The organism is Pseudoalteromonas sp. PS1M3, from assembly GCF_016865405.1.
GTDB lineage: Bacteria > Pseudomonadota > Gammaproteobacteria > Enterobacterales > Alteromonadaceae > Pseudoalteromonas > Pseudoalteromonas marina.
Genome location: NZ_AP022625.1, coordinates 410,404 through 433,588, shown reverse-complemented (window position 1 = coordinate 433,588; position 23,185 = coordinate 410,404). Strand labels below are relative to the sequence as shown.

Sequence of the window (23,185 nt, the reverse complement as noted above, 5' to 3'; positions counted from 1 at the left end):
TCATTCTCGTTGTAACTTAATGAACTTTGGAGTTATGCAATTACCTTACACATTAATAGCAGCATCGCTGGCTGTTATTAGTTTTAAAGCATGAGATAAGTACTTTGTAGATATTGAAATAAATAAAAAACCCCAATGCATCAGTACATTGGGGGTTAATTTTTGACTTATTTATCAATCTTATTTTTGTAACTTAATGCCATTGTAATAAGCATCAAGCGTAGTGATTTTGCTTTGATTAGGTAAATCAGCAAAGTCACTTTCAATAAACTTAGTACCGCGCAGCTGCACATTTAAACGCGCTGCTTGTGGGTTTAGCATAGTTTGCTTGTAGTACTGTTTTATATCTGCAAGCGTTACTTTTTCTACTTCATTAATTAACTTTTGTTTTGAGTCAAAACTAAAGTTTTCTCGGTACCAATCGTTAATTAAAGGACCCATTTCATCATTTAAGTTTTTAGGTTGCTCTTTAAGTGACACCAAAGTCGCATTTTTAAGCTGTAAAAATGTGTCTTCTGTCATGTTATCGAGCTCTACCGCGTACTCTTTTTTGAACTGGTCGAAGCGAGCTTGTACTTCTTTAGGCCCTTTTACAGGGGTTTGTATAAACAAACCAACAGCAGAATAATCTTCGATTGAGCTTGCAATAGCACCTACTGCATAAGCAAGTTGTTCTTCGGTACGCATTTTGTCAAATGCGATCGTTCTAAAGTGATCGCGTAATACAGCAGCTTGAGCCTTTTGTTTGTAACCCGGTATTGGGTGAACGGTCATATCAACCACAGCAACATCGGCTACATCTATATCTTTTTGTAATACTAACGTTTCACCCGGTTGTGGCAACCATGCTTTACTACGTGCAAACTCGCTCACCGTATGGTTTTTAGGTAAAACGGCTGTTAACTCGCCAGCTATTGACTCTATATCTTGCTGATTATAATTACCGTAGCTAAATACACGCAAATCATTATTAGAGAATGTGGCTTGTTGTAACTTTGTAAGATCAGCAACAGTTAATGTTTTTGCGGTTTTGATTAATTCATCAGTATCAAAACTGCCTGTGCGTGTTAGCTTAGAATAAGCACCAAAGGCTTGAGCATAAGGAAATTGCTTTTGTTGATTCAATAAGTCACGCGTGTAACGGTCAATAGCTTGCTCGAACGCTTGCGAAGTAGCCTTAACGTTTAATCCACTCAAAGCCTGTTTAAGCAATACATCTTGCTTATCAGTGAACCCATTAAGTGATAATACAAGCCCATTACTTGGTGCTAGTCTAACGCCCATACCCGCTACAGCAGCTTCAGTGCTTAATTGGCTTTGCTGAATGTTGTATAAATCTGCCCAAACAGAGTAAAGCACTTCAGCACTTATGTCGTTCAGACCCGGTTGTGTATTTATATAAACCTCAACGAGCCCTTTAGGTTGCTCAGCAAATTTTTGACTTGCTTGACGCCATACTTTTACGCCCTGCTTATCGAAAACAAGCTCTGGGTGTTTTTGCTCTTTAAATTCAGCCGTTTTAATTGCAAAACTTTCAGGTAATAAGTTGTTCACACTAGGAAGCGCTAATTTAAACTCACTTGGCTTATTCCAGCTTGCTATTTCATCATCACTAATGTCATTTATGCGGTATTTACCGTCGTAAAAGTATAATTGAGAGTCTGTTTCTTCTTGTTGTGAAATGTACCAAATACGCAGTGAATCTGCGTTGAGCTGGTTTAGCACATCATTAACGGCGTCAGCATCAAACTTTGCATAGTGGTAAGGCGCGTTAATCGTGTGATTAAGCGGGTAAACTTGCATACTGCCTGTTAGAGCACTTACATAGTTAAACTCGTCGCCCTTTTCTAAAAATTTAAATTGGTTATTAAGCGAGGTACGTATTTCGTTAAAGTACTTGCTATTAACCCCTTCTTTTTTTATTAAATCAATGTATTGCATAACCACTGCAACAATTGCTTCGCGGTTTTGCATACCTAAATCAGTAAGCTCAATATCGACCGTTAAGGCACCATAGTTTGCATATTGTGTTGGAGAGGCTGATGCCCCTAGCTGTGAAACCCAGCCCTTATCTCTTAGTATTTGTGCTGGGCTACCCGGCATTTCATTGCTTAATAAATATGAAACAAAACGGTTAGGTTTAACAGCAAACTCATCACTGTTGTTGGTAATTGTAAAATCAAGTTTTAACTGTTTTACATCTTCATTTGGCGAGTAAAATACGCGTTTACCGCCCGCTTTATCAAAATCTAAATTAGCAGTAACACTTGGCTTTTCGATGTTTTTATTTTTAATGTCAGCGAAGTATTTTTGCGCTTTTTGTTCCATATCGGCGATTGGCAAATTAGAAATAAGTGCGACTTTCATAATATTTGACGAATAATATTTATTGTAAAAATCAACGGTTTCTTGATGAAGCGAACTACCTTCTTTATCGCCTAGTGTTTCTAGGTTACCAATTAAAAAGCGATTAGCCGGATGCTCGCCCATCATTTTACGCGCTAATTTAAATTGGCCAAAGAAGTCCAGTTCGCGGCGCATAGACCACTCAGCATTCACTGCGTTTTTTTCTTTTTCTGTGTATTCTGGGTATAACTTAGGGGCTTTAAAAAAGTCAGAAAAACGGTCGAGTCCTTCGTCAAACGCATCGTTGTTTATTTTGAACATGTAGTTTGTAATTTCGAGCCACGTGTAGGCGTTGTGCGCTCCGCCATTTTTGGTCATGAAATCTGAATAGCCTTTTGTATCAGGGTAACGTTCTGTGCCTAAAAACAGCATATGCTCTAAGTAATGCGCCATACCCTGCTGAGACATAGGATCATGCAATAACCCCACACCTACACTTAGTGAAGCAGCAGATTTTTCTGCGCTTGGATCAGACACTAAAATAACCTCAATTTCGTTAGCAAGCTTTAGTGTTTTATATTCTCTATTATCATTTGGGCTAACCACTAAAGTGTCTGATAGTAACGAGGCTTGTGGCGAGGTTGCTACTGATGAAGATGTATTAGAGCAACCGCTGAGAACAGCGAGTGCGATGGCACTGAGACAAATAATTTTTTTCATTTTATTTCCATTAAAAGCATGATGCAAAAAAGGTTATGCTAATTCAAAAGCAGGTTTGATAATATAAACTAACACTTTGTACTGAATACTTTCTAGCAGTTAACGCTTTTTTGTGTAACACATTGTGAAAAATGTCTGCATACTGACTAAAACAATAACAAGGAACTACAATGGAAAAAATAATAATACTTGCCATGTTTGTGCAAGTCACCCTGTCTTTGGCCGTAATGATTTTAATGGGGAGAAGACGCTTTGCAGCAGCTAAAAATAAACAGTTAAACTTAAACGACTTTGCAACGATGCGATTAGATAACGCAGGTGACCATGTAAGGGTTGCGGATAGAAACTTTACTAACCAGTTTGAAATACCCGTTTTATTTTACGCCGGTTGCTTGTTAGCTTTGCAATTAAACAGTGCAAGCGTTGTGGTTGCAATTTTGGCCTGCGTATTTGTAATAACACGCATATTACATAGCATTATTCATTTAGGATCAAATAACGTAAGAGCTCGATTTAACGTGTTTTTAATTGGCTGCGTGTCTGTATTTGCGATGTGGCTTGCGATGATTTGGCGGCTATTTATTTAATATAGGGCGCAGCTATATACTAGCTACGCAGTTTATATTGCTCTGAATGAGGTTACTTCTTCTTTTTAAGGCGTGGAACAGCTAGTAAAAAAGCACCCAGTAACCATATTAGCGCTCCACCCGAGCTACCATCTGAGCTACCAGAGTTATCCGCGTCAATCAGTGTATTTTCAACAACGGCCAATCCGGCTGCCGAATTAGGATCGTCATCTAATACAGTAACGCTCTGGATTGTCACTAAATTAGCACTACTAATAGACACATCACTGCTCGCACATTGCTCTGTTGTTATATCGACTACTGGTGTTTCACCGCAATGAACAAGGGCCGCAATTTTATCAAGCGTTTCCTGACTTTCTGCTGTGATTTGTCCAAACACTGTAAACCCACCATTTTGCGTATCAAGTGCCGCACTTCCCCCACTATTATTAGCCATATTAAAAAACCACTGGCTAGTAGCACTATTAGGGTTGCCCCCTAACTTAGCCATGGCAATAGTACCTTTAACATTAGAAAATACAGGTTCATTGATAACAGCAGGTTTAGTTGTTATTGGGTCAAGTGTGTCTGAAAATGTAAAACCACCGCCTTGAATTACAAAATTGTCTATTGAACGATGAATAACTGTTTCATTGTATGAGTCATCTTGCACATAACTTAAAAAGTTTTCTACGGTTTTTGGTGTTTGCTGGTCAAATAAATTAATCTCAATTGTGCCTTGGCTAGTTTGCATTTCGACTATGGTTGCATGGCTAGCAAAGCTTAATGAAGCGAGCAATGAACACAGTAAACGTTTTTTCATGTTAGATCCTATTATTATATTTATTTAAAAATAAGTTTTGTTTAGGTTAATGCTACACATTAAGAAAATCGATAGCATTAAGATAGTTGATACAAATTAGACCGTTCTGGTAACATTTCAATTACACAATATTGATTTATATTTTCTATGAATATGTAAACCGAGTAAATGTTTAACTTTGCTCATTGTTAATTATTAAATAACAGAGATAACGGATACACATGACACACACACCACACACAATTTGCGACTTTGGCCTACACAAAGGCGAAGCATACACCAAACTCCCAGCAAGCTTTTTAAATTGGATGGTTGCTACAAAACACGAAAAGTCACATTACGCTAGCCAAGAACTCAAACGCAGGGAAAATGCGGCTACGAGTCGTAATTAGCCAAAAATATAAATATCTGCCTTTTTTATATTTCAAACTAGTTTAAACTAGCCACCTACAACATTAAGTACAACTTAATACACAGGTATTTTATGCGCATAATTTTTATTTTTTCGATCATTTTGGGTGTACTGGGATGCACATCTGCCACAACTAATGAAAAAACATCTTCTACACAATACTTAACCGTTCTTCATACTAACGATAATCATGGTCGCTTTTGGCATAACGAAAAAGGCGAATACGGTATGGCTGCTCGCAAAACACTACTGGATCAATTACGTAGTGAAGCGAAAATAAAAGGTCATGCAGTTTTACTGCTATCAGGTGGCGACATAAATACAGGTATACCAGAATCTGATTTACAGCATGCAGAGCCTGACTTTAAAGGGATGTCTTTACTCGGCTACGATGCAATGGCATTAGGTAATCATGAATTTGATAACCCACTTAGTGTTTTAGCCAAGCAACAAAACTGGGCTAACTTCCCTCTCTTATCGGCTAATATAGTGGAAAAGTCGTCAGGTAAGAACGCTTTTGACGCCTATAAAATATTTGAAAAAAATGGCTTAACTATTGCCGTGATAGGTTTGACTACAACCGATACAGCAAAAATAGGAAACCCTCAGTACATTGGTCACTTAGAATTTAAAGACCCTGTTCCAGTAACAGCCAACCTAGCTAAAGAGATAAAAGCAAAATACAACCCAGACATTACTATTGCTGTTACTCACATGGGCCATTTTATTGATGCTAAACATGGCATAAACGCACCGGGCGATGTAACACTTGCTCGCTCATTGCCTGCTAATACGCTTGATATGATCATAGGTGGCCACTCACAAGAGCCTGTGTGTATGGCATCTGAAAATGTAAACGATGATAGTTTTAAACCTGGCTTAGCTTGTAATCCTGATCAGCAAAATGGCACGTGGATAATGCAAGCCCACGAGTGGGGAAAGTACGTTGGTAAGGCTGAGTTCAAATTAGAAAATGGTGAATTGAGCCTACTTGATTATAAATTAATGCCAGTTAATTTATATGTAGAAAAAACACAAGCTGACGGCACATTAAAAGAGGTACTTGCGAACGAATATATTAAGCCAGACCCGTCATTAAAAGCGTTTTTAGCTAAATACCAAGCGATTGGTGCTAAACAAATTGAGGGGACTATTGGCTCTGTTGATGCAAGATTAGAAGGTGATAGAAACAAAGTACGCTATCAACAAACAAACCTTGCTCGCGTTATCATCCAAGCACAAATGAATGTAGTAGGTGCAGATTTTGGGTTGATCAGTGGCGGTGGTATTCGCAGCTCAATTGATGCTGGTGAAATAAGCTATAAAGACATATTAAAAGTTCACCCTTTTAAAAACCGTATAACGTATATGGATTGGCAAGGTGCTGAACTATGGGACTACTTAAATACAGTAACAAGCTTCCCGGCAGACGCTGGTGCTTACTTGCAATATCACAAGCTTTCGTTTGAACGCAAAAATGGTAAGCTTATAAACGTATTTATTGACGGTAAACCGTTCGATAAAAGTAAAACATACCGCATGAGTTTAAATAGCTATAACGCATCGGGCGGTGATGGTTACCCAACTATAAATACGCTAAAAGGTTTTGTTAGCACTGACGAAACTGACGCCCAAGCACTTAAAACATTTATATCGCAACATGGTCCAATAAAAGCGGCTGAGTTTGCTCCTAAATAAACACGGTTAATAATAGGGAGGTGATATTACTTCCCTATTATTTCAATATTTCCCTTTGCAATATTTATGAGCCCGTAGCTGTGCAGGCGAGAGCGAGAGCCTTCTCCATGTGCTTTTGGAGGGTAATAAATTTCTTTTTCCTCAGGATATTCATTCAAAACGTCGTCAAGCGAAGCCCTTATTTCACTCAACGTTTTTTCAAGGCTGTTATTAAAGTTCGGCCGTTTCCTTATCGTGTGCCCTAGTTCTGTTAAACGGTAAAAATACTTGTTGGCAAGTTCAATAAGCTCATCGGGTACATTTTTATTATGATTTAAAATGACATCATTATTAGCTGAACAATATTCAACAAGGGCTAGGTAAAAACACAATGGTTTATTAGCTAATTGAACGCTGTGCTCTTTATTATAACTATGTGAAAGTGTTTTATTGCGTAAATCAATTATGACCGCCAAAGGCATTGGCATTGATGCAGCAGAGTTAATACTCTTATTTAAGCTTACATTGTTTTTCTTACTGTCTACCACTTTTAACCACACAGCAACAAAGAGACTGATAAGTAAAAAAAACAAAAAAAAGATTTTATTACTAGGTGTCAAGTAATGCTCATCTACACTAAAAATAATATTCACAGGGCCTTCACTCGTCGCTAAGCTACTGATAAATTGCTTTTCCTTTAAATCGCTGTGAGCAATCTCGCCTGTACTGATATCGATGACACGCAAGTTACTCATTCTTAGATAACTATTTAGTGAGTCAATATAGCCAACTAAAGCATCTTTATTACCTGCATGCTTATACAGTTCATTTGGCAAATCGAGTAATGGTAAATCTAGTGCAATTTGTTTTTCAATTTGAAACTTTTGCTGCTCGCTAACACGCTCTGTTTTATTAATCATAGATATATAAAACACTAAAGAAAGCATTAAAAAAATACATGAGGACACTGCAGAAAATTTAAGTCTACTCATTATCTTCACCTATCTTAAAAACAGCTGTATTATTCTCACATTGCCAAAAGGGCGAAACATTTTGATAATAATGAAGTTCTTGGTCTTTAGACATAGCCATTAGGTGTTCTTGTACAGCACATAACAAATCTGTGTTGTTTTGTTGCATTTTCAAGTACCAACGTGTGCCTGTTATGTTATTGCTTAATGGGGTGATATAGTTTTTCGAGAAACGGTCTTTATCGTTTTCTTTCCAAAACGACGCAATAATATCTACTTTACCGTTGGCTAATAAATCTCGTAGTTCATTATGAGAACTTGCGTACAAAATATTTAAATTTGCAATATTTATATCGAGATCTTTAAAGACCTGTTTTGGAAGAATATGCCCAGAGCGACTTGTTGGGTAATCAAGCAGTCCTATTTTTTTGTCTAAAAAATAAGACTTTGAAATAATTGGCTTTTCTTTTGAAGATATAAAAAATGCAGTGTAATCAGAAAAACCAACAACGGGCATATAATCATAGGTAGATTCAGCTTTAAAAGCCGCCATAATGTTGTTTTTTGCGAGTATAAGGTCTGCAATTCCTTTACCTACAAACTCTAAACTGTCTGATGTTTTATACCCCCAATACCCTACAACCACCCCGTACTGTTTAGCAACGACATTATCACCACACAACTTCTCTGTAAGTTGCACTGCAATATTTTTAGAGGGTGTAAATACAATAAGCTCACTGTCGTTTGCGGTCGCTGTTGTACGACATGTTGTTGATGTTTCAATAAGTACAGGAAAAGCGAGTTCATCGTCATTTACAATTAATTGACCACACACCCAAGCAAAAACTATTACTATAAACAAAAATGTAACAATTGAAGTTTTTTCCAATACCGTATTTTTAATATTCAAGCTAAAGACATCCTAAAATACATTACTTATCCATTTGAACAATTTTAATTACTTATTACAACAAGTAATTTTACCTATAGATGCTAAAGCACTGATTTATAACAAATATGAATAAGAAATTATGAATTTTATTGAGTCCTTCCTAATTTCAACAAAAGTAAGGACAATTGACCTTATTACAACGCAGCAACACCACTCCAAATTAATTAGGGAACCTTAATGCGTATCAATGTAAAATATTCGATAACGTCAGCGCTTTTAATAGGTGCCATTTTTACAAGTAGCGATTCACTTGCTTGGGGCCAAAACGGTCACCGGGTTGTAGGTAAAATTGCTGAATCTCATATAACAGACACCACAAAGTCAGCTATTAAACCATTCTTAGCGGGTGAATCACTTGCACAGGTTTCAACTTGGCCTGACGAGATGCGCTCAAACCCGGGGAAATTTTGGCAAAAGCAATCTTCTCGCTGGCACTACATTAACGCCTCACCTAACAAGTCCTTCACAATCAATCACGACCATACAAACAACAAAGAGTCGGTTAGCAACATTCTAGAAGGCATCCACTATTCTATAAAAACACTCAAAGATAAAAACAGCAGCCTAGATGCAAAGCAATTTAGTTTACGTTTTTTAGTTCATTTGGTTGGTGATAGCCATCAACCCTTCCATGCAGGAAGAAGCGAAGATAGAGGCGGAAACCGTATTAAAGTGTCGTTTTTTGGTCAAGATACAAACTTACACAGCTTGTGGGATACTAAATTAGTTGAAAACGAAAACTTATCATTTACTGAGTACGCGCAGTTTATAAATACTAATAACAGTGAACTAATTGCAGAATATTTAGAAAGTACACCAACTACTTGGATTGAAGAATCTCATAATTTAGCAAATGCACTTTATAAATCTACAAATGAAGAAGTTGGCTACAGCTATGTTTATAAAAATACACCTATCGTAAAAACACGTCTGCTACAAGCAGGTGTCCGATTGGCTGGTTTGTTAAACGCACTGTTTGACCCTTCAGCTAAAGAGCTGGAAACAGCGTTAAAAAAAGTATCTATGTAATTTGTGACACATAAAACCTACACACGGGGATTTTTTGTAAAAGCTTGTTTTACATTTCACAAGTTTGTCATAAAACATCGGTAGTATGAGCTCGCTAATAGAGTGATTACTCAAAAAAAGGTAAAAAATAGTCAAAATTTGTACTATTTATTAAAAAAACATTGCAGTTGTATTTTATTTGTAACAAACAATTGGGGTACAATAGCGATGGTTTTTAAAATATAAACCTGCATTTAGTTTATTTTTTGAAAACCAAAAAATAAAAATATAAAAATTTAATTATTAACTACACGGGAAAATTAAATGAAAACTCAAATACGCAAAACGGCCCTATCACTTGCTATCGCAGCATGTGTTGGTGTTAGTGGCGCTGCAATTGCAAATGAAACAACATCTGCAATTAAAGGTCAAATCACTGGTCCTAACGGCAACCCTGCTGCTGGCACTAAAATTACAATTTTACACGTTCCTTCAGGCTCAGTTAAAACAACTGAAACTAATGATGCTGGTTACTTTACAGCTAAAGGCCTGCGTGTTGGTGGTCCATACAGAGTAGTTGTAGATTCTGACACTTATGCAGACCAAGAGTTCAATAACATTATTCTTAACATTGGTAACGATTACCCGGTAAATGCTTCTTTAGAGAATATCTCTAACATCGAGCAAATTGTAGTTACGGGTGCTCCTATCAGTGCTATGTCTGGTGGTACAGGTCCTGCGTCTACTTTTACGCTAACAGATCTTGAAAACCAACCAGCCATCAACCGTGATTTAAAAGATATCATCCGTATTGACCCACGTATCACAATTGATGATAGCCGTGGTTCAATCAACTGTGGTGGTGGTAACCCACGTTACAACAGCTTAACGCTTGACGGCGTTCGCATGAACGATAACTTCGGCTTAAGCTCAAACGGTTACCCTACTATCCGTGCCCCTTTCTCTTTCGACTCTATTGAACAAGTTTCAGCTGAACTAGCACCTTTTGACGTTCAATACGGTGGCTTTACATCGTGTAATATTAACGCTGTAACTAAATCTGGTGGCAACGACGTTCACGGTGGTGTTTTCTTCGATTACACAAACGATTCAATGAAAGGCGACGAAATTGAAGGTAATGAAGTTGATAACGGTAACTACACTGAAAAACGTTACGGTTTCAACGTAGGCCTTCCGCTTGTTGAAGATACATTATTCTTGTTCACTTCATACGAAAAACTTGAAGGTGTTCGCCAGTTTAATTACGACGGCCTTAGCAGTGGTAGTGTTACAGCTGATGACGTATCTCGCATTCAGAGTATTTCTCAATCAGTTTACGGCTACGATGCAGGCGGTATGCCATCAAGCATGCCTGTTGAAGATGAAAAAATCTTAGTAAAACTAGATTGGAACATCAACGAAGATCACCGTGCAAACTTAATTTATAACTACAACGACGGTAACACAATTTCTCAGTCTGATACTGGTTCTAGCCGCGTTTCTTTATCAAACCACTTCTACAATCAAAGTGCTGAGTTTACATCAATCATTGGTTCTGTATATTCTGATTGGTCAGACGATTTTTCTACTGAAATTCGTTTAGGTAAATCAGAGCTAGATGCAACGGTTCAGTCATTAGATGCTGCAAGCAGCTTTGGTGAAATGCAAATCCGCACTGATAATGGCGGTACTGTATTCATTGGTCCAGATGATTCTCGTCAATCAAACGATCTAGATTACGACACAACTACATTTAAAGTTGCTGGTACTTATTACCTAGATCAACACACAATTACTGCTGGTTACGAGTTTGAAGAGCTATCTGTTTTTAACTTGTTCGTACAGCAAACAGAAGGTGAGTGGCGCTTTGACTCAATTGACGACTTTGAAGCAGGTCAAGCAGCGCGTATCTACTACAACAATGCTGCAGGTACTAATAACCCGAATGATGCGGCTGCAAGCTTTAAATATGCGCAGCATACATTCTATGTCCAAGATGAATACGCATTCACTGACTTAGATGCAACCATTCAGTTTGGTTTACGTTACGACAAGTACACAAGTGATGACGTTCCTAACTTTAACCAAAACTTCACTAACCGTTACGGTTTCAGCAACCAGTCTACATTCGACGGTATTGACTTACTGCAGCCACGTGTTGGATTCCAATGGTATGCAACTGACGAACTTGAAGTGCGCGCTGGCTTAGGCTTGTTCTCTGGTGGTAACCCGAACGTATGGCTGTCTAACTCTTACTCTAACGATGGTATTACAAACATTAGTACGCAGTTCCGTGGTGTAGATTTATTCAATACAGCTAACGTAAACGGCGGTACACCTGGTTTTGACGTACCACAAGGTATGTTTGACATTGTTGCAAATACAGAAATTGGTGTAGGCGATGCAACAGTTAATGCTGTAGACCCAGATTTTGAAATCCCTTCAGAGTGGAAATACTCTCTTGGTGCTACATACACAACTGAAGACGAATACGTAATCTCTGTAGACTACCTATACTCGAAGAAGAAAGATGCTGCATTGATGCGTGATATTGCACTTCAAGATAGCGGCGAAACTACGTTTGATGGTCGTCCTATTTACGAGTCAATCGAAGGTCGTAGTAATGAGTATTTATTAACAAATGTTAGTGGCGATAGCGGTGATTCTTCAGTTATCTCTGCAGCAGTTAGCAAAATGTTCGATAACGGCATCAACTTTAGCTTTGGTTATGCATACACAGATGCAGACGATGTAAACCCAATGACTAGCTCTGTAGCTGGTTCTAACTATGGTAACATCGCACTTACTAACCCAGGTAACCCAGGTGTTGCGTCTTCAGATTATGAAATTCCGCATCGTTTTACTATGACGCTTGGTTACAAATATGAGTTTGTAGATGGCTTTGAAACACGCTTTAACCTTTACGGTGAAGCATACAAAGGCCTACCTTACAGCTTTACGTTTGATGGTAGCGATAACACAGATGCTAACCGCAACACTACCTTTGGTGATAACAACTGGAATGGCAACCGTCAGTTAATGTACGTTCCACTTGAAAACGATCCTAACGTTATTTACAACATGTCGGCTGATGAAATCAATGAGTTTAACGACTTTATTGCTTCTGAAGGACTTAAACGTGGTGAAATCACAGGTCGTAACCAACAAAATGCTGACTGGTTTGTTAAGTTTAACCTTAAAGTTACACAAGAATTACCAGGCTTTATGGAAGGCCATAAAGGTGAAGCATTCTTTGTAATCGACAACCTTACAAACATGCTAAATGATGACTGGGGCGTACTTAAGAAAGGTCCTTTCGTAGGCGCAAGCATGATCTCAACATCTATTGATGACCAAGGTCGTTACGTTTACTCAGGCTTTAACGGTAATAACGCAAATACTTCAGTACAAACTGGTGCTTCAGTATGGGAAATGCGTGTAGGTGTCCGTTACACTTTCTAATCTAAATTGTTAGATTAGTTAAAATTATAAAAGCCCATCATTTGATGGGCTTTTTTATGCCTGTAATTTATTTTTTAGCTTATTAAGTAAGCTTATTAATAAATCCTGTTCATGTGTGTTTAACGAAGCCAATAGTTCTTTTTCCCACCTTAACGCCTCGGGTACTATTTTTTTATACCTCTCTTTTCCAGCTTCACTTAATGAAAGTATGGCTGCGCGCTTATCCTCTGAATTAATTTGAGTCATTAGCAACTTTTTTTCTACTAATATTTTTATTGCACGCGACACGGTCGATTTATCCATATCTGCCTGCGTACATAAATTTTTGGCATTACTTTGACCAAATTGCGCTAAATTCGCCAAAATTCGCCATTGAGGTATCGTTAAGTCAAATTTGCTCTGGTATACCTTAGCAAGGTCATTACTTACCAAACTTGCTACATTAATTAGTTGATATGCTAAAAAAGTGTCTAAATCCAGTTTCATTGTTATCCCGTTAAATAGGTTTACTCGCTGTTCATTTATATTTACATACACATTCATTGAGCAATTTGAAATTACTCTCACTTGAGAGTATCTTAACTTAAATAAATAAAACATAAAACTAGCCTTCTCTCACAGGAGTCAGTAATGGCAGAACAGTTAAAGTACATGACCGGTTTTGGTAATGAATTTGAAACCGAAGCGCTACCCGATGCCTTGCCTATAGGGCAATTTACTCCTCAAAAAGTTAAGTACGATCTTTACACTGAACAATTTAGCTCTACAGCATTTACCGCGCCTAGAGCAGCTAACCGCAGAACATGGCTGTATCGGTTACGCCCTTCGGTAGTGCAAGGTGATTACACCGCTGTTGATAACGGCTTGATTCGAACTGCGCCTATAACTGAAGCCGTAACACCTCCGACTATGCTTCGCTGGAACCCCGTGGAAATTCCTACAAAGCCAACTGATTTTCTAGATGGACTCGTAACAATGGCTGCTAACGGCAGTGCTAATGGGCAATCTGGCATCGGTATTCATGTTTATGTTGCTAACAAGTCTATGGTCGATCGCTACTTTTACAACGCTGACGGTGAAATGCTATTTGTACCCCAACAAGGCGAGCTACTCCTGCATACAGAATGCGGTAAGCTCTGTGTAAAACCAGGTGAAGTTGCAGTCATACCCCGAGGGATGAAGTTTTCTGTTGATTTAATACAATCAACGGCCCGTGGTTATATCTGCGAAAACTATGGTCATGCTTTGGAGCTTGCAGAGCGAGGCCCTGTTGGTGCAAACGGCTATGCCAACGACCGTGACTTTCAATACCCAGTTGCAGCTTTTGAAGATAAAGAAGGTGATTTTGAACTGGTGTCAAAATTTAATGGCAACTTATTCAGCTGTGAGATTAAGCATTCCCCTTTCGATGTTGTTGCATGGACAGGTAATAGCGCGCCTTATAAATACGATTTATCGCGATTTAATGTAATGAACACAGTAAGCTTTGACCATCCTGATCCTTCTATATTTACCGTTTTAACCTCGCCATCAGCTACTGAAGGAATGGCTAATGTTGATTTTGTTATTTTTCCACCGCGTTGGATGGTTGCTGAAAACACTTTTCGTCCGCCCTACTATCATCGTAATATCATGAGTGAATTTATGGGGTTAATTGAAGGTGTATATGATGCAAAAGAGCATGGCTTTGTGCCAGGTGGGGCAAGTTTACATAATTGTATGTCTCCGCATGGACCTGAAGCGGATGTATTTGAAAAAGCATCTAATGCGGAACTGGTTCCACAAAAATACGAAAATACCTTAGCGTTTATGTTTGAATCCCGTTATGTCATTTCACCGACTAAATACGCATTAGAAGGTAAAGAACGTCAACCAAATTACACAGATTGTTGGCGAACAATTAAAAAACACTATTCAGCCAACAAGGATTAATTATGAAGCTTTACAGTTATTTTCGATCATCAGCTGCATACCGAGTGCGTATTGCGTTAAACCTAAAAAAAATTGACCATGAGTTGGCAATTGTAAATCTTTTAAAATCAGAGCAGCTTGAGGAAGGTTACCTAACACTAAACCCACAAGGGCTTTTACCAGCCCTTGAAACAGATGAAGGTGTACTTGGTCAATCATTAGCTATTTTAGAATGGCTTGATGAAACATACCCACAGTCACCATTAATTAGCGGCTCTGCTTGGCAAAAAGCCCAAATAAGAAATTTAAGTTTTGCAATAGCGTGTGATATTCACCCAGTGAATAATTTGCGAGTACTTAAGTATTTATCGAATGAATTAAAAGTAGACGATGATGCTAAAAACACCTGGTACAAACATTGGGTTGAAGTAGGCTTTGATAAAATAGAAATACTACTTGGAGACGACGATTACTGTATTGGGAACAAGCCAAGCCTTGCTGATGTTTGCTTAGTACCTCAGGTATTTAATGCTATTCGTTTTAACGTGGATATGAGTCGATATCCAAAAATTGCAGCCATTTATGAACGATGTAATAAATTAGCTGCGTTTAATGATGCCGCACCGCAAAATCAACCCGATGCGACCTAAATACTGTTGAGCTTAACTTTTGAGCGCGCTATGAATAATCGTAACGTGCTCAATTAAATCTAAACCCAAATCCGTTAAGTAACCGCCATCTGGGCTATCTATAACGCCTTTATCGAATAATCGTTGTGCTGCTTCTATCAAGCTTGCTTCTGCGTCAGAATGTAATTTGATACCCTGCATTTTGCTATCAAGCGGAAACTTTGCAAGTAATGTGAATTCATCTATCATCAGCTGATTAAATTTCATGTGTGTGTACCTTTTATTGTTCTGTTTATTTTTTAGTGTGTAATATTACACTAGCATGTTTTTTAGTATTACGTACTATTTTTAAAGTCAATTGTAGGAGAATATTATGCGCCCATTAATAATTCTATCCGCCTGTTTTTTAAGCTTATCACTCTCGTTATTTTGTAATGCCGAGCCGCATAACAGCCGCACTTTTGTGAACGCAAGTCAGTTAAATCAGCACCAAACAATGTGTTGGTACGACGACAAACGCTATAGTGAAGGCGCATTAATTAGCGTTGATACGTTCAATTTACTGTGCGGTGCCAAAAACCCCAACCAAACCAATAGCGCATTAATGTGGCTTAAGCTCAATGAGCAAGGGAAAGTTATTTACCCAAATCGACCTAAAAAGATTACAGTGAAATAGCCTGCTTATTGTATTTAAGCTACAATATGCATAGTTTAAATAAGCAGTATGGCTATGGATAATCAACCTAAAAACCCACTACATGGGATCACACTAGAACAAATATTGGTCGAGTTAGAGCAGAGACTTGGCTGGAAAACGCTGGGCGAACAAGTAAAAATTAAATGTTTTACGGATGCACCAAGCATAAAATCTAGCTTAAAATTTTTACGCAAAACCCCTTGGGCCAGAGACAAAGTTGAAGCGTTATATATTCATACAATAAATAACAAACCACTTCGCAAACCAAAAAGCGCACCTCGTAAAACAACAAACAAGGCTCCAGATACAACTGACTTTGTTTGGCCATCAATAAAAAAGTAAAAATATAAATAAAGGCGCACTTTAATGCGCCTTTATATTTTAGTTTTACTAAATTTCCTTACTGATCACATTAAGCGATGCTGGCTGTATTTCAACCACAAGCCTATCAGCCGTTTTCACTTCGCCATCAATGACATATTTAATTCCATTCTCTGAAGATATTTCGACTTTTTTAGCATTTGTGTGTTGAGAATTAATGGCTAAATGGCTTTGCGTTATGCTGCTAAACATAAGCTCGGCAATACTCAGTACCGTAGTGGAATTTTCTTTATTGGGTATAAGCCAATTTATATCAAGTAGCCCATCACTGTGATTAGGCTGCCCTCCCCCTTGAGCAAGTAGCGTTGTAAACGGTGCTGCATTAGCAACAACAAAACTGCTTGTTGTGATCATCATTGGGTCGTTATCGTCCAATTTTACGTTGAGCTGTTGCGATTTTTGTTCCGAAAACGCCTGAAGAAATCCTGTTAAATAAGCGAGTTGCCCAAATTTATTTTTAAATTCGCGGTCAGCTTTTTCAATCATTGCATGTTCAAAACCTATACCGGCTAAAAGTAGCATTAAATCGTCATTACAATATGCTGTATCTATTAACGTAGATTGACCATCAATAATTAAATCACACGCTTGCTCTACAGGTATAAATTTTGAACTTATTCCCATTAAAACGTGAGCAAGCGCATTAGCAGTCCCGAGCGGAATAATACCTAACTTACAGGGTGTATTAACTAATACGCTCGCAACTTCCGCTACTGTTCCATCGCCACCGCAAGCAATAACAATATCAGGATTTTCACCAAGCGTTTGTTTGGCAAGCTCTATACCATTAATGTCTGGGCTTGTGGTCCTTACGGTTAAATCGTAATAAGTTGACAAGCGTGCAATGATAAATTGCTCTTTTTCTTGCCATATTTTTGTACCCGATACGGGATTTGCAATTAAAAATGCACGATTTTTAATTACTAGTTCGCCACTTTTATGTCGCTTTGCTAGGTGGCGCAGTTGGCGTTTATTTAGATTAGCGGTTTCACGTGTTTCTTTGATTTGGGCAAGCACATCATGCACGTCGGCGTGTTTATTTTGACTAAGTAAGTAAGCAGCCATTACAAACACTGAACGTCCGCGGCCCAACGCACAATGCACAACCACTTTATTGTTTTTTTGGATTTGATGATGAATCCAATTTATTGCCTGGTTAAGCTGAGAGCGTGTTGGCACGCTATGGTCAAGTACTGGAATATTTAAATAGTTAATACGCTCTTGTGTCGAGCTCCACTCTAAACCGTCAAACTCACAAGTAACATCTAATATAGCGGTAATATTATTGCTTTTTAACGTGTCTATATCCGAGGGAAATAAGCGGCATGCTAAAAAAAGGTTATCGTTAATTTGCTGAATTGGTGGCACTTTATCATGCTTACGCGACCATGCGTTGTACACTTGCGCCCCCAATAAAAAAGGAATAAACGCCCAGCGTATGTAAAATGGAATAACGCCGTTTTCTCGCTTTCTGAAAATTTTACCTATATTAAAAATGTATGCCCCACTGACCAATGACAGTGATAGCGCGGTCCAGTAAAAAAATAACGAAAAGTAAATTGAATTTATTTCCCACCCTATAAAAATAAGTACACACGCTAATATCAAATAACTAATTGCAGCCCACATAAAATCTCCATTTATATTTATTGCTATTCATTAATTAACAAACAGCTTTTATAATTGTGTTTGCAATTTACAAGCCACAAAACAGTAAAACGTACGGCACCACTTTTTTACTTATATTATTGATATTTAATAGCTATTTAAATACCGTTTTTATTGGTTTGTATGGACTTTGCTCTTTTTACACAATGAGTGTGTTAATTTTTCACACGTATCACAGTAGAAACTCACTAAGTCTTAGCTCCATATTAGTAAATCTGACTCACCAAGCTAATTTATTTTAAGTGTAACTTAGCGTGGCGACTCTGCTATAAACAAAAATCGGCTCAACCATTACAGATGCTTTTCTCTAATATAGTTTTTGAACTCACAGAATTATACCTAATAATAAACACAGATAGTCATTGCAAAAAAGAGCGAAAAGTATACTGTTGCAAGCTACTTAACTTTTTTGCATCCAAGTTCTAGCCTCAACCGTTTTTAAAAAGAGAATAAAAATAAATAGGATATTTATGGAAAACGATAATTTACTGTCTCTGTTATACGATACATCACAGGGTGATAAGCATGCATTTTCAACCTTGTATCAACAAACAAGCGGAAAGCTTTTTGCCATTAGCTTAAATATGCTTTCTAACAGAGCACACGCCGAAGAAGTGTTGCAAGACGCATTCATTAAAATATGGCATAACGCCTCAGAATACAATGCTTCTAAAGGCACTGTCATAAGCTGGATGATAAGTATAGTAAGGTATAGAAGTCTGGATGCGTTGCGTTACAACAAAGTAAGAAAAGAGCAAACAATGGGAGATGATGACTTTGATATTCAGAGCGTCGATGTCAACTATGACGAAAATACTAAATTAGTAAACTGTATAGAGCAGCTTGAACCCCAGCAAAAGCAGGCCATTCATTTAGCTTACTATAAGGGGCTTAGTCACAGCGAGCTAGTAGACCATATAGAGTCGCCATTAGGCACTGTTAAAAGCTGGATCAGACGCGGGCTTACACAACTTCAGAGGTGTTTAACATTATGAATTATACAAAACCCGAGCTGTTAGACGCGCTAGCAGGACAATATGTACTTGGCACACTCAAGGGGCTGGCACGAAAACGTTTTCAGCGCTTGTTACTTAGCTCAAGCAAAGCACGTGAGGCAATTTTTATGTGGGAGCAAAACCTTAATAATCTAGCAAGTGCAATTACACCACAAGCACCTAGCGATTCTGTTTGGGAAAACATTTTGCAAGGTATTGAGTCAAAAACAGTGCCTAGTCAAACAGTGGTGCAAACTAAGCCGTCGATTTGGCAGACATGGTCGTTTATAGCCACCGCCGCGTGTATTGTGTTGGCATTTTTAGTCATTCAACCGGCCAAAGAAGTGTCGCAATATCAGCAAATTGCACTCGTGCAAAACCAAGATAAACAGTCTTTATGGTTTATTGAAGTAAACGAAGATGCATTAACTATTAAAGCCAGTAGTCAATTAGTTGCCCAAAGAGATAAAGATTATCAACTATGGATGATCTTAAAAGGGCAAGATTTACCTGTTTCGTTAGGTATATTACCTAAACAAGGCGGTAAATTTTTGCTAAAAGATAAACGCTTTAACGCTGACGATATCTCACTACTAGCAGTCAGTTTAGAGCCTTTAGGTGGTTCGCCAAACGGCTTACCTACCGAGGTACTTTATACAACCGAACTCGTGTTACTTTAATCCCTTGTATGGCTGCTTATATAAGCAGCCATTTTTTATTTAAATAAAATGTAACTTTTTTGCATCCAATCTAAATTCCCCCCCGTTATTAGCTATGACTTCTATTTAAAACTAAAGGAAAAAGTCATGAAAGCTTTAACACCATCAATACTCGCAGTAGTAATATGTAGCACTTTTATTAGCGCACCAAGTAACGCATCAAGTCACCGAGAAGCGCCAAATATTAGTCGCTTTCCGACCTTAGATTCTACCGACTTTTATGTATTTAATAGCTATGAACAAGGAAAAGAAGAGTACGTCACACTAATTGCAAACTATATTCCATTACAGGATGCCTACGGCGGCCCTAATTATTTTGCAATGGACCCAGATGCAACTTACAGCATACACATAGATAACGATGGCGATGCCGTTGAAGACATTACTTTTGCATTTGATTTCCAAAGCATGCTACCAAACGATAATCAAGGTGTGCAATTAGCTGTAGGCCCAGAAGGCAACCAGCGTACTGTTTCTGTACCACTCAAAAATGTGGGTGGTGTATCAGCCGGTGATAATAGCGCAACTAACTTCAGTGAATCATATACTCTGAGTATGATTAATGGGCCGCAGCGCACAGGTGTTGCAACCTCATTAAATAATACCACTACGGGCACATCTACATTCAGTAAGCCACTTGATTATATTGGTAATAAAACATTTACCTCTAAAGCTGACTATCAAACTTACGCAGATCAATTTGTATATAATGTGTCAATCCCAGGTTGTGAAAGCATGGCACAAGTATTTGTTGGCCAAAGAAAAGATTCGTTTGTTGTTAACCTTGGTAAAACGTTCGATTTAGTAAACTACGTACCGGTAGAGGGCGACAGCGCTCCGGGTGCTGGTGATGCAGGTGGCTTCCCTGGAGGCATTACCCAATCGGCTGACAATGACGACCTTGCAGATAAAAACGTGACATCAATTGCTATTGAAGTACCAAAAAGCTGTATTGTAGGCGAAGGTAATGGCGTTATTGGTTCGTGGACCACTGCAAGTTTACCTCAAGCTCGCATACTAAACCCGAATGCTAAATTTGCTAATAATGCAGTTAATGGTGGTGCTCTTACTCAAGTATCGCGTTTAGGAAATCCACTTGTTAATGAGCTTGTTATTGGCATAAAGGATAAGGATACTTTCTCGACAGCACACCCTAAAGACGATGGACAGTTTTTAGATTATGTATCTCATCCAGCCCTTCCTGAACTTTTAAATATTTTATTCAAGGATGCAGTTAATACGACACTTGGCGCTAACCTCGAAACATTAGCCCCAACAAACTTTCCTCGTACCGATTTAATTACTGCATTTTTAACTGGTTTTGCTGGTGTTAACCAACAAGCAACCGTCACTCCCTCTGAAATGCTTCGTTTAAACACAAACATCGCGGCAACAGCGCAAAGTGAGCAGTCTGCATTTGGTGTTGCAGGAAACGATTTAGCTGGCTTTCCAAACGGCCGACGCCCTGGCGATGATGTTGTTGATATTGCTCTGCGCGTAGTAATGGGTCGTTTATGTCATCCTATTCCTGTTGCAGGCGAAGATACTGACCTAGGCTTATGTACTCCCGAAGATGCAAGCGTTGGTACAGTACCATTTACCGATGGCGCACCTGTTGATGCAACAATGATGGACTCAACCTTTCCGTACTTAGCTACCCCACTTGCGGGCTCTAAATAAGGAGTAAACTAATGCAACACTTAAAAATTACGCATATAGGTATTCTGCTTAGCGCATTAACGCTAGGAGCGTGTAGCAATGATGACGACAATAAAAAGCCGTTGCCTGTGGTTAATACAGCGCCTTCAGTTAGCGACATCATGTTAACAACGCAAACGGAGGTGAATATTACCGACTCACTTACAGCCATAGATAAAGAAGGTGATTCACTTACTTATTCATTGGTCAGTGAGCCTTCATTAGGCATGGTAAATATTGACGCTGATGGCAACTTTACTTACACACCAAATAAAGAGGTTACGGGCACAGATAGCTTTACTTTTGGCGTATCTGATGGCGTTAACAGCCAAGTAAGTGCAATGGTTAATATCACGATTGAAGCTTTGCAAGTGGACTTTGCTCAGTTTACTAGCGATGCATTTAACCAAGCACCGAATGCAGAGCCACTCTCTGTAAATGGAAGAGAGTTTACAAATAAAGACACAGATATTAATAATTTAATTAGTAATCAGTAAATAAGCTGACCGGCCATGGATGGCTATTTTAAGGATACAAATATGAAATCACCTCTAGTAAACCTGATGATTACATTAAGCTTAGTGTGCTCATTTGAGCTTTTTGCAGCAGCTTATACACCTAATGACAACGACGTAATAGCAGTCACTAAATCGGATTTAACTGCCTCACTATCGATAAATGAAATAGAAAATCTAGTCAATAAAAGTCAATTCGTTGGACAAACGGAGCATATGCAAGGGGTACTCAAAAACAGGCTCGCAGAAATATACTTAAATGAGCCAACGCCACAGGTAGGCTATTTATATGCACGCGTTTTACAAAAAGAGCATTTGTTTAATGATGCGATAAACATTGCTAATAGTGTTTTAAAAATAACGCCTGATCACAGCAACACTCATCTATTGCTGGCTAATTTGTACATGACACAAGGCCAGTTTGAACTTGCTAAACAGCATTGCTTAGCACTAATAACAAGGGTAAGCACATTAACGGCCAGTACTTGTGTACTAGACGTGCAAAGTCAGCACGGTAATTTATTAAGAAGTTATCAATCTTTAGTAAAGCTAACGAACAATAAGCCTATTGGACTCAATACAAAACATGTCCTAGCTGAAATGAGCTTTAGATTACAAAACTACACAAACGCATTAAAGCACCTTGAAAATATAAATTTAGTAAACTCTCCAGTAAGCCTAATTGCTTTATGGGCAGACATACAACTGGGCTTAAACAAGCCACAGCAAGTGATAACCAAATTAAGTAATTTATTAAAAGAATCGCACGATCTAGAAGATGCGCTTTTGCTGCGCTTAGCCATCGCAGAAAAAAAACTAAACACAAAACAATACAAATGGCAAAACGCCATGAAGCAACGAGTAGAGCTCAGAGAAATTCGCCACGACAGCTTTCACGCAAGTGACCTCGCCAACTATTATATTCACGTGCAGCCAAACAAATCTAAAGCCTTGTATTGGGCCAATATTAACTGGCAACAAGCTAAAATGAATATCGACCAAGCGCTGATTGTTCAAGCAAAAAGGATGTAAATG

General features: G+C 38.3%; 21 protein-coding genes. 14 read left to right on the top strand and 7 right to left on the bottom strand.

The window, feature by feature from the left end; translation table 11 throughout:
• Window positions 1–180: 180 nt before the first annotated feature.
• Entirely contained in the window at window positions 181–3,066 is a 2,886-nt protein-coding gene (locus tag PS1M3_RS18660; RefSeq protein ID WP_203987428.1) for an insulinase family protein, read from the bottom strand.
• A gap of 170 nt (window positions 3,067–3,236) precedes the next feature.
• Between PS1M3_RS18660 and PS1M3_RS18655 the strand changes: the two genes are divergently transcribed.
• Window positions 3,237–3,653 carry an MAPEG family protein gene (locus PS1M3_RS18655; RefSeq protein ID WP_138739641.1) on the top strand — a complete coding sequence of 139 codons (417 nt, stop codon included), beginning with the start codon at window positions 3,237–3,239 and terminating at the stop codon, window positions 3,651–3,653.
• Between the two features lie 52 nt (window positions 3,654–3,705).
• Here PS1M3_RS18655 and PS1M3_RS18650 read toward each other — a convergent pair whose 3' ends face one another.
• On the bottom strand, window positions 3,706–4,455 hold the full coding sequence (locus PS1M3_RS18650) for a peptidylprolyl isomerase (protein ID WP_138739640.1): 750 nt from the start codon (window positions 4,453–4,455) through the stop codon (window positions 3,706–3,708).
• 221 nt (window positions 4,456–4,676) lie between these two features.
• Here PS1M3_RS18650 and PS1M3_RS18645 point away from each other — a divergent pair, with 221 nt between their 5' ends.
• Together PS1M3_RS18645 and ushA are read left to right on the top strand one after the other, a co-directional pair.
• A complete protein-coding gene (locus PS1M3_RS18645) occupies window positions 4,677–4,847 on the top strand; it encodes a hypothetical protein (protein ID WP_006791686.1) in 171 nt (56 codons plus the stop codon).
• A gap of 92 nt (window positions 4,848–4,939) precedes the next feature.
• Window positions 4,940–6,565, top strand: a complete 1,626-nt coding sequence (gene ushA / locus PS1M3_RS18640; protein WP_138739639.1) for a bifunctional UDP-sugar hydrolase/5'-nucleotidase UshA — start codon at window positions 4,940–4,942, stop codon at window positions 6,563–6,565.
• 26 nt (window positions 6,566–6,591) lie between these two features.
• Here the strand turns inward: ushA and PS1M3_RS18635 are convergent, their stop codons facing one another.
• Window positions 6,592–7,536 carry a hypothetical protein gene (locus PS1M3_RS18635; RefSeq protein WP_138739638.1) on the bottom strand — a complete coding sequence of 315 codons (945 nt, stop codon included), beginning with the start codon at window positions 7,534–7,536 and terminating at the stop codon, window positions 6,592–6,594.
• A complete protein-coding gene (locus PS1M3_RS18630; protein WP_138739637.1) occupies window positions 7,529–8,425 on the bottom strand; it encodes a hypothetical protein in 897 nt (298 codons plus the stop codon). Before PS1M3_RS18630 ends, PS1M3_RS18635 begins: the two co-directional genes overlap by 8 nt.
• A 219-nt stretch (window positions 8,426–8,644) precedes the next feature.
• On the opposite strand from PS1M3_RS18630, the gene PS1M3_RS18625 reads away from it, so the two are divergent.
• Together PS1M3_RS18625 and PS1M3_RS18620 are read left to right on the top strand one after the other, a co-directional pair.
• Window positions 8,645–9,496 carry a S1/P1 nuclease gene (locus PS1M3_RS18625; RefSeq protein ID WP_203987426.1) on the top strand — a complete coding sequence of 284 codons (852 nt, stop codon included), beginning with the start codon at window positions 8,645–8,647 and terminating at the stop codon, window positions 9,494–9,496.
• A 303-nt stretch (window positions 9,497–9,799) separates the two neighbouring features.
• On the top strand, window positions 9,800–12,937 hold the full coding sequence (locus PS1M3_RS18620; protein ID WP_008464355.1) for a TonB-dependent receptor: 3,138 nt from the start codon (window positions 9,800–9,802) through the stop codon (window positions 12,935–12,937).
• Window positions 12,938–12,991: 54 nt separating this feature from the next.
• Here the strand turns inward: PS1M3_RS18620 and PS1M3_RS18615 are convergent, their stop codons facing one another.
• Entirely contained in the window at window positions 12,992–13,423 is a 432-nt protein-coding gene (locus PS1M3_RS18615; RefSeq protein ID WP_239104502.1) for a MarR family winged helix-turn-helix transcriptional regulator, read from the bottom strand.
• 144 nt (window positions 13,424–13,567) lie between these two features.
• On the opposite strand from PS1M3_RS18615, the gene hmgA reads away from it, so the two are divergent.
• Together hmgA and maiA are read left to right on the top strand one after the other, a co-directional pair.
• The gene (gene hmgA, locus PS1M3_RS18610; RefSeq protein WP_203987422.1) at window positions 13,568–14,869 is read left to right on the top strand and encodes a homogentisate 1,2-dioxygenase; all 1,302 of its coding nucleotides are present in this window, start codon (window positions 13,568–13,570) and stop codon (window positions 14,867–14,869) included.
• Window positions 14,870–14,871: 2 nt separating this feature from the next.
• Window positions 14,872–15,498 (top strand): maleylacetoacetate isomerase, encoded by a 627-nt coding sequence (maiA, locus tag PS1M3_RS18605; protein ID WP_006791678.1) that lies wholly within the window; start codon window positions 14,872–14,874, stop codon window positions 15,496–15,498.
• Window positions 15,499–15,510: 12 nt separating this feature from the next.
• Here the strand turns inward: maiA and PS1M3_RS18600 are convergent, their stop codons facing one another.
• The gene (locus tag PS1M3_RS18600) at window positions 15,511–15,744 is read right to left on the bottom strand and encodes a TIGR02647 family protein (RefSeq protein ID WP_006791677.1); all 234 of its coding nucleotides are present in this window, start codon (window positions 15,742–15,744) and stop codon (window positions 15,511–15,513) included.
• Between the two features lie 106 nt (window positions 15,745–15,850).
• Here PS1M3_RS18600 and PS1M3_RS18595 point away from each other — a divergent pair, with 106 nt between their 5' ends.
• A complete protein-coding gene (locus PS1M3_RS18595; RefSeq protein WP_138739635.1) occupies window positions 15,851–16,153 on the top strand; it encodes a DUF1496 domain-containing protein in 303 nt (100 codons plus the stop codon).
• A 54-nt stretch (window positions 16,154–16,207) separates the two neighbouring features.
• Window positions 16,208–16,516, top strand: coding sequence for a VF530 family DNA-binding protein (locus tag PS1M3_RS18590; RefSeq protein ID WP_008126252.1), 309 nt, complete (start codon window positions 16,208–16,210; stop codon window positions 16,514–16,516).
• A 48-nt stretch (window positions 16,517–16,564) separates the two neighbouring features.
• Here PS1M3_RS18590 and PS1M3_RS18585 read toward each other — a convergent pair whose 3' ends face one another.
• Complete coding sequence (locus tag PS1M3_RS18585; protein ID WP_138739634.1) at window positions 16,565–18,184, bottom strand: diacylglycerol kinase family protein; 1,620 nt, start codon at window positions 18,182–18,184, stop codon at window positions 16,565–16,567.
• 509 nt (window positions 18,185–18,693) lie between these two features.
• Here PS1M3_RS18585 and PS1M3_RS18580 point away from each other — a divergent pair.
• The 5 genes from PS1M3_RS18580 (at window position 18,694) to PS1M3_RS18560 (ending at window position 23,182) form a co-directional block, all read left to right on the top strand.
• A complete protein-coding gene (locus PS1M3_RS18580; protein WP_006791673.1) occupies window positions 18,694–19,218 on the top strand; it encodes a sigma-70 family RNA polymerase sigma factor in 525 nt (174 codons plus the stop codon).
• The gene (locus PS1M3_RS18575) at window positions 19,215–19,898 is read left to right on the top strand and encodes an anti-sigma factor domain-containing protein (protein ID WP_010556741.1); all 684 of its coding nucleotides are present in this window, start codon (window positions 19,215–19,217) and stop codon (window positions 19,896–19,898) included. The genes PS1M3_RS18580 and PS1M3_RS18575 overlap by 4 nt, the downstream gene beginning before the upstream one ends.
• A 126-nt stretch (window positions 19,899–20,024) precedes the next feature.
• Window positions 20,025–21,617, top strand: a complete 1,593-nt coding sequence (locus PS1M3_RS18570; RefSeq protein WP_138739633.1) for a DUF4331 domain-containing protein — start codon at window positions 20,025–20,027, stop codon at window positions 21,615–21,617.
• An 11-nt stretch (window positions 21,618–21,628) separates the two neighbouring features.
• Entirely contained in the window at window positions 21,629–22,132 is a 504-nt protein-coding gene (locus PS1M3_RS18565; protein ID WP_203987420.1) for an Ig-like domain-containing protein, read from the top strand.
• Between the two features lie 42 nt (window positions 22,133–22,174).
• A complete protein-coding gene (locus tag PS1M3_RS18560) occupies window positions 22,175–23,182 on the top strand; it encodes a lipopolysaccharide assembly protein LapB (protein ID WP_203987418.1) in 1,008 nt (335 codons plus the stop codon).
• The last annotated feature ends 3 nt before the right edge of the window (window positions 23,183–23,185 follow it).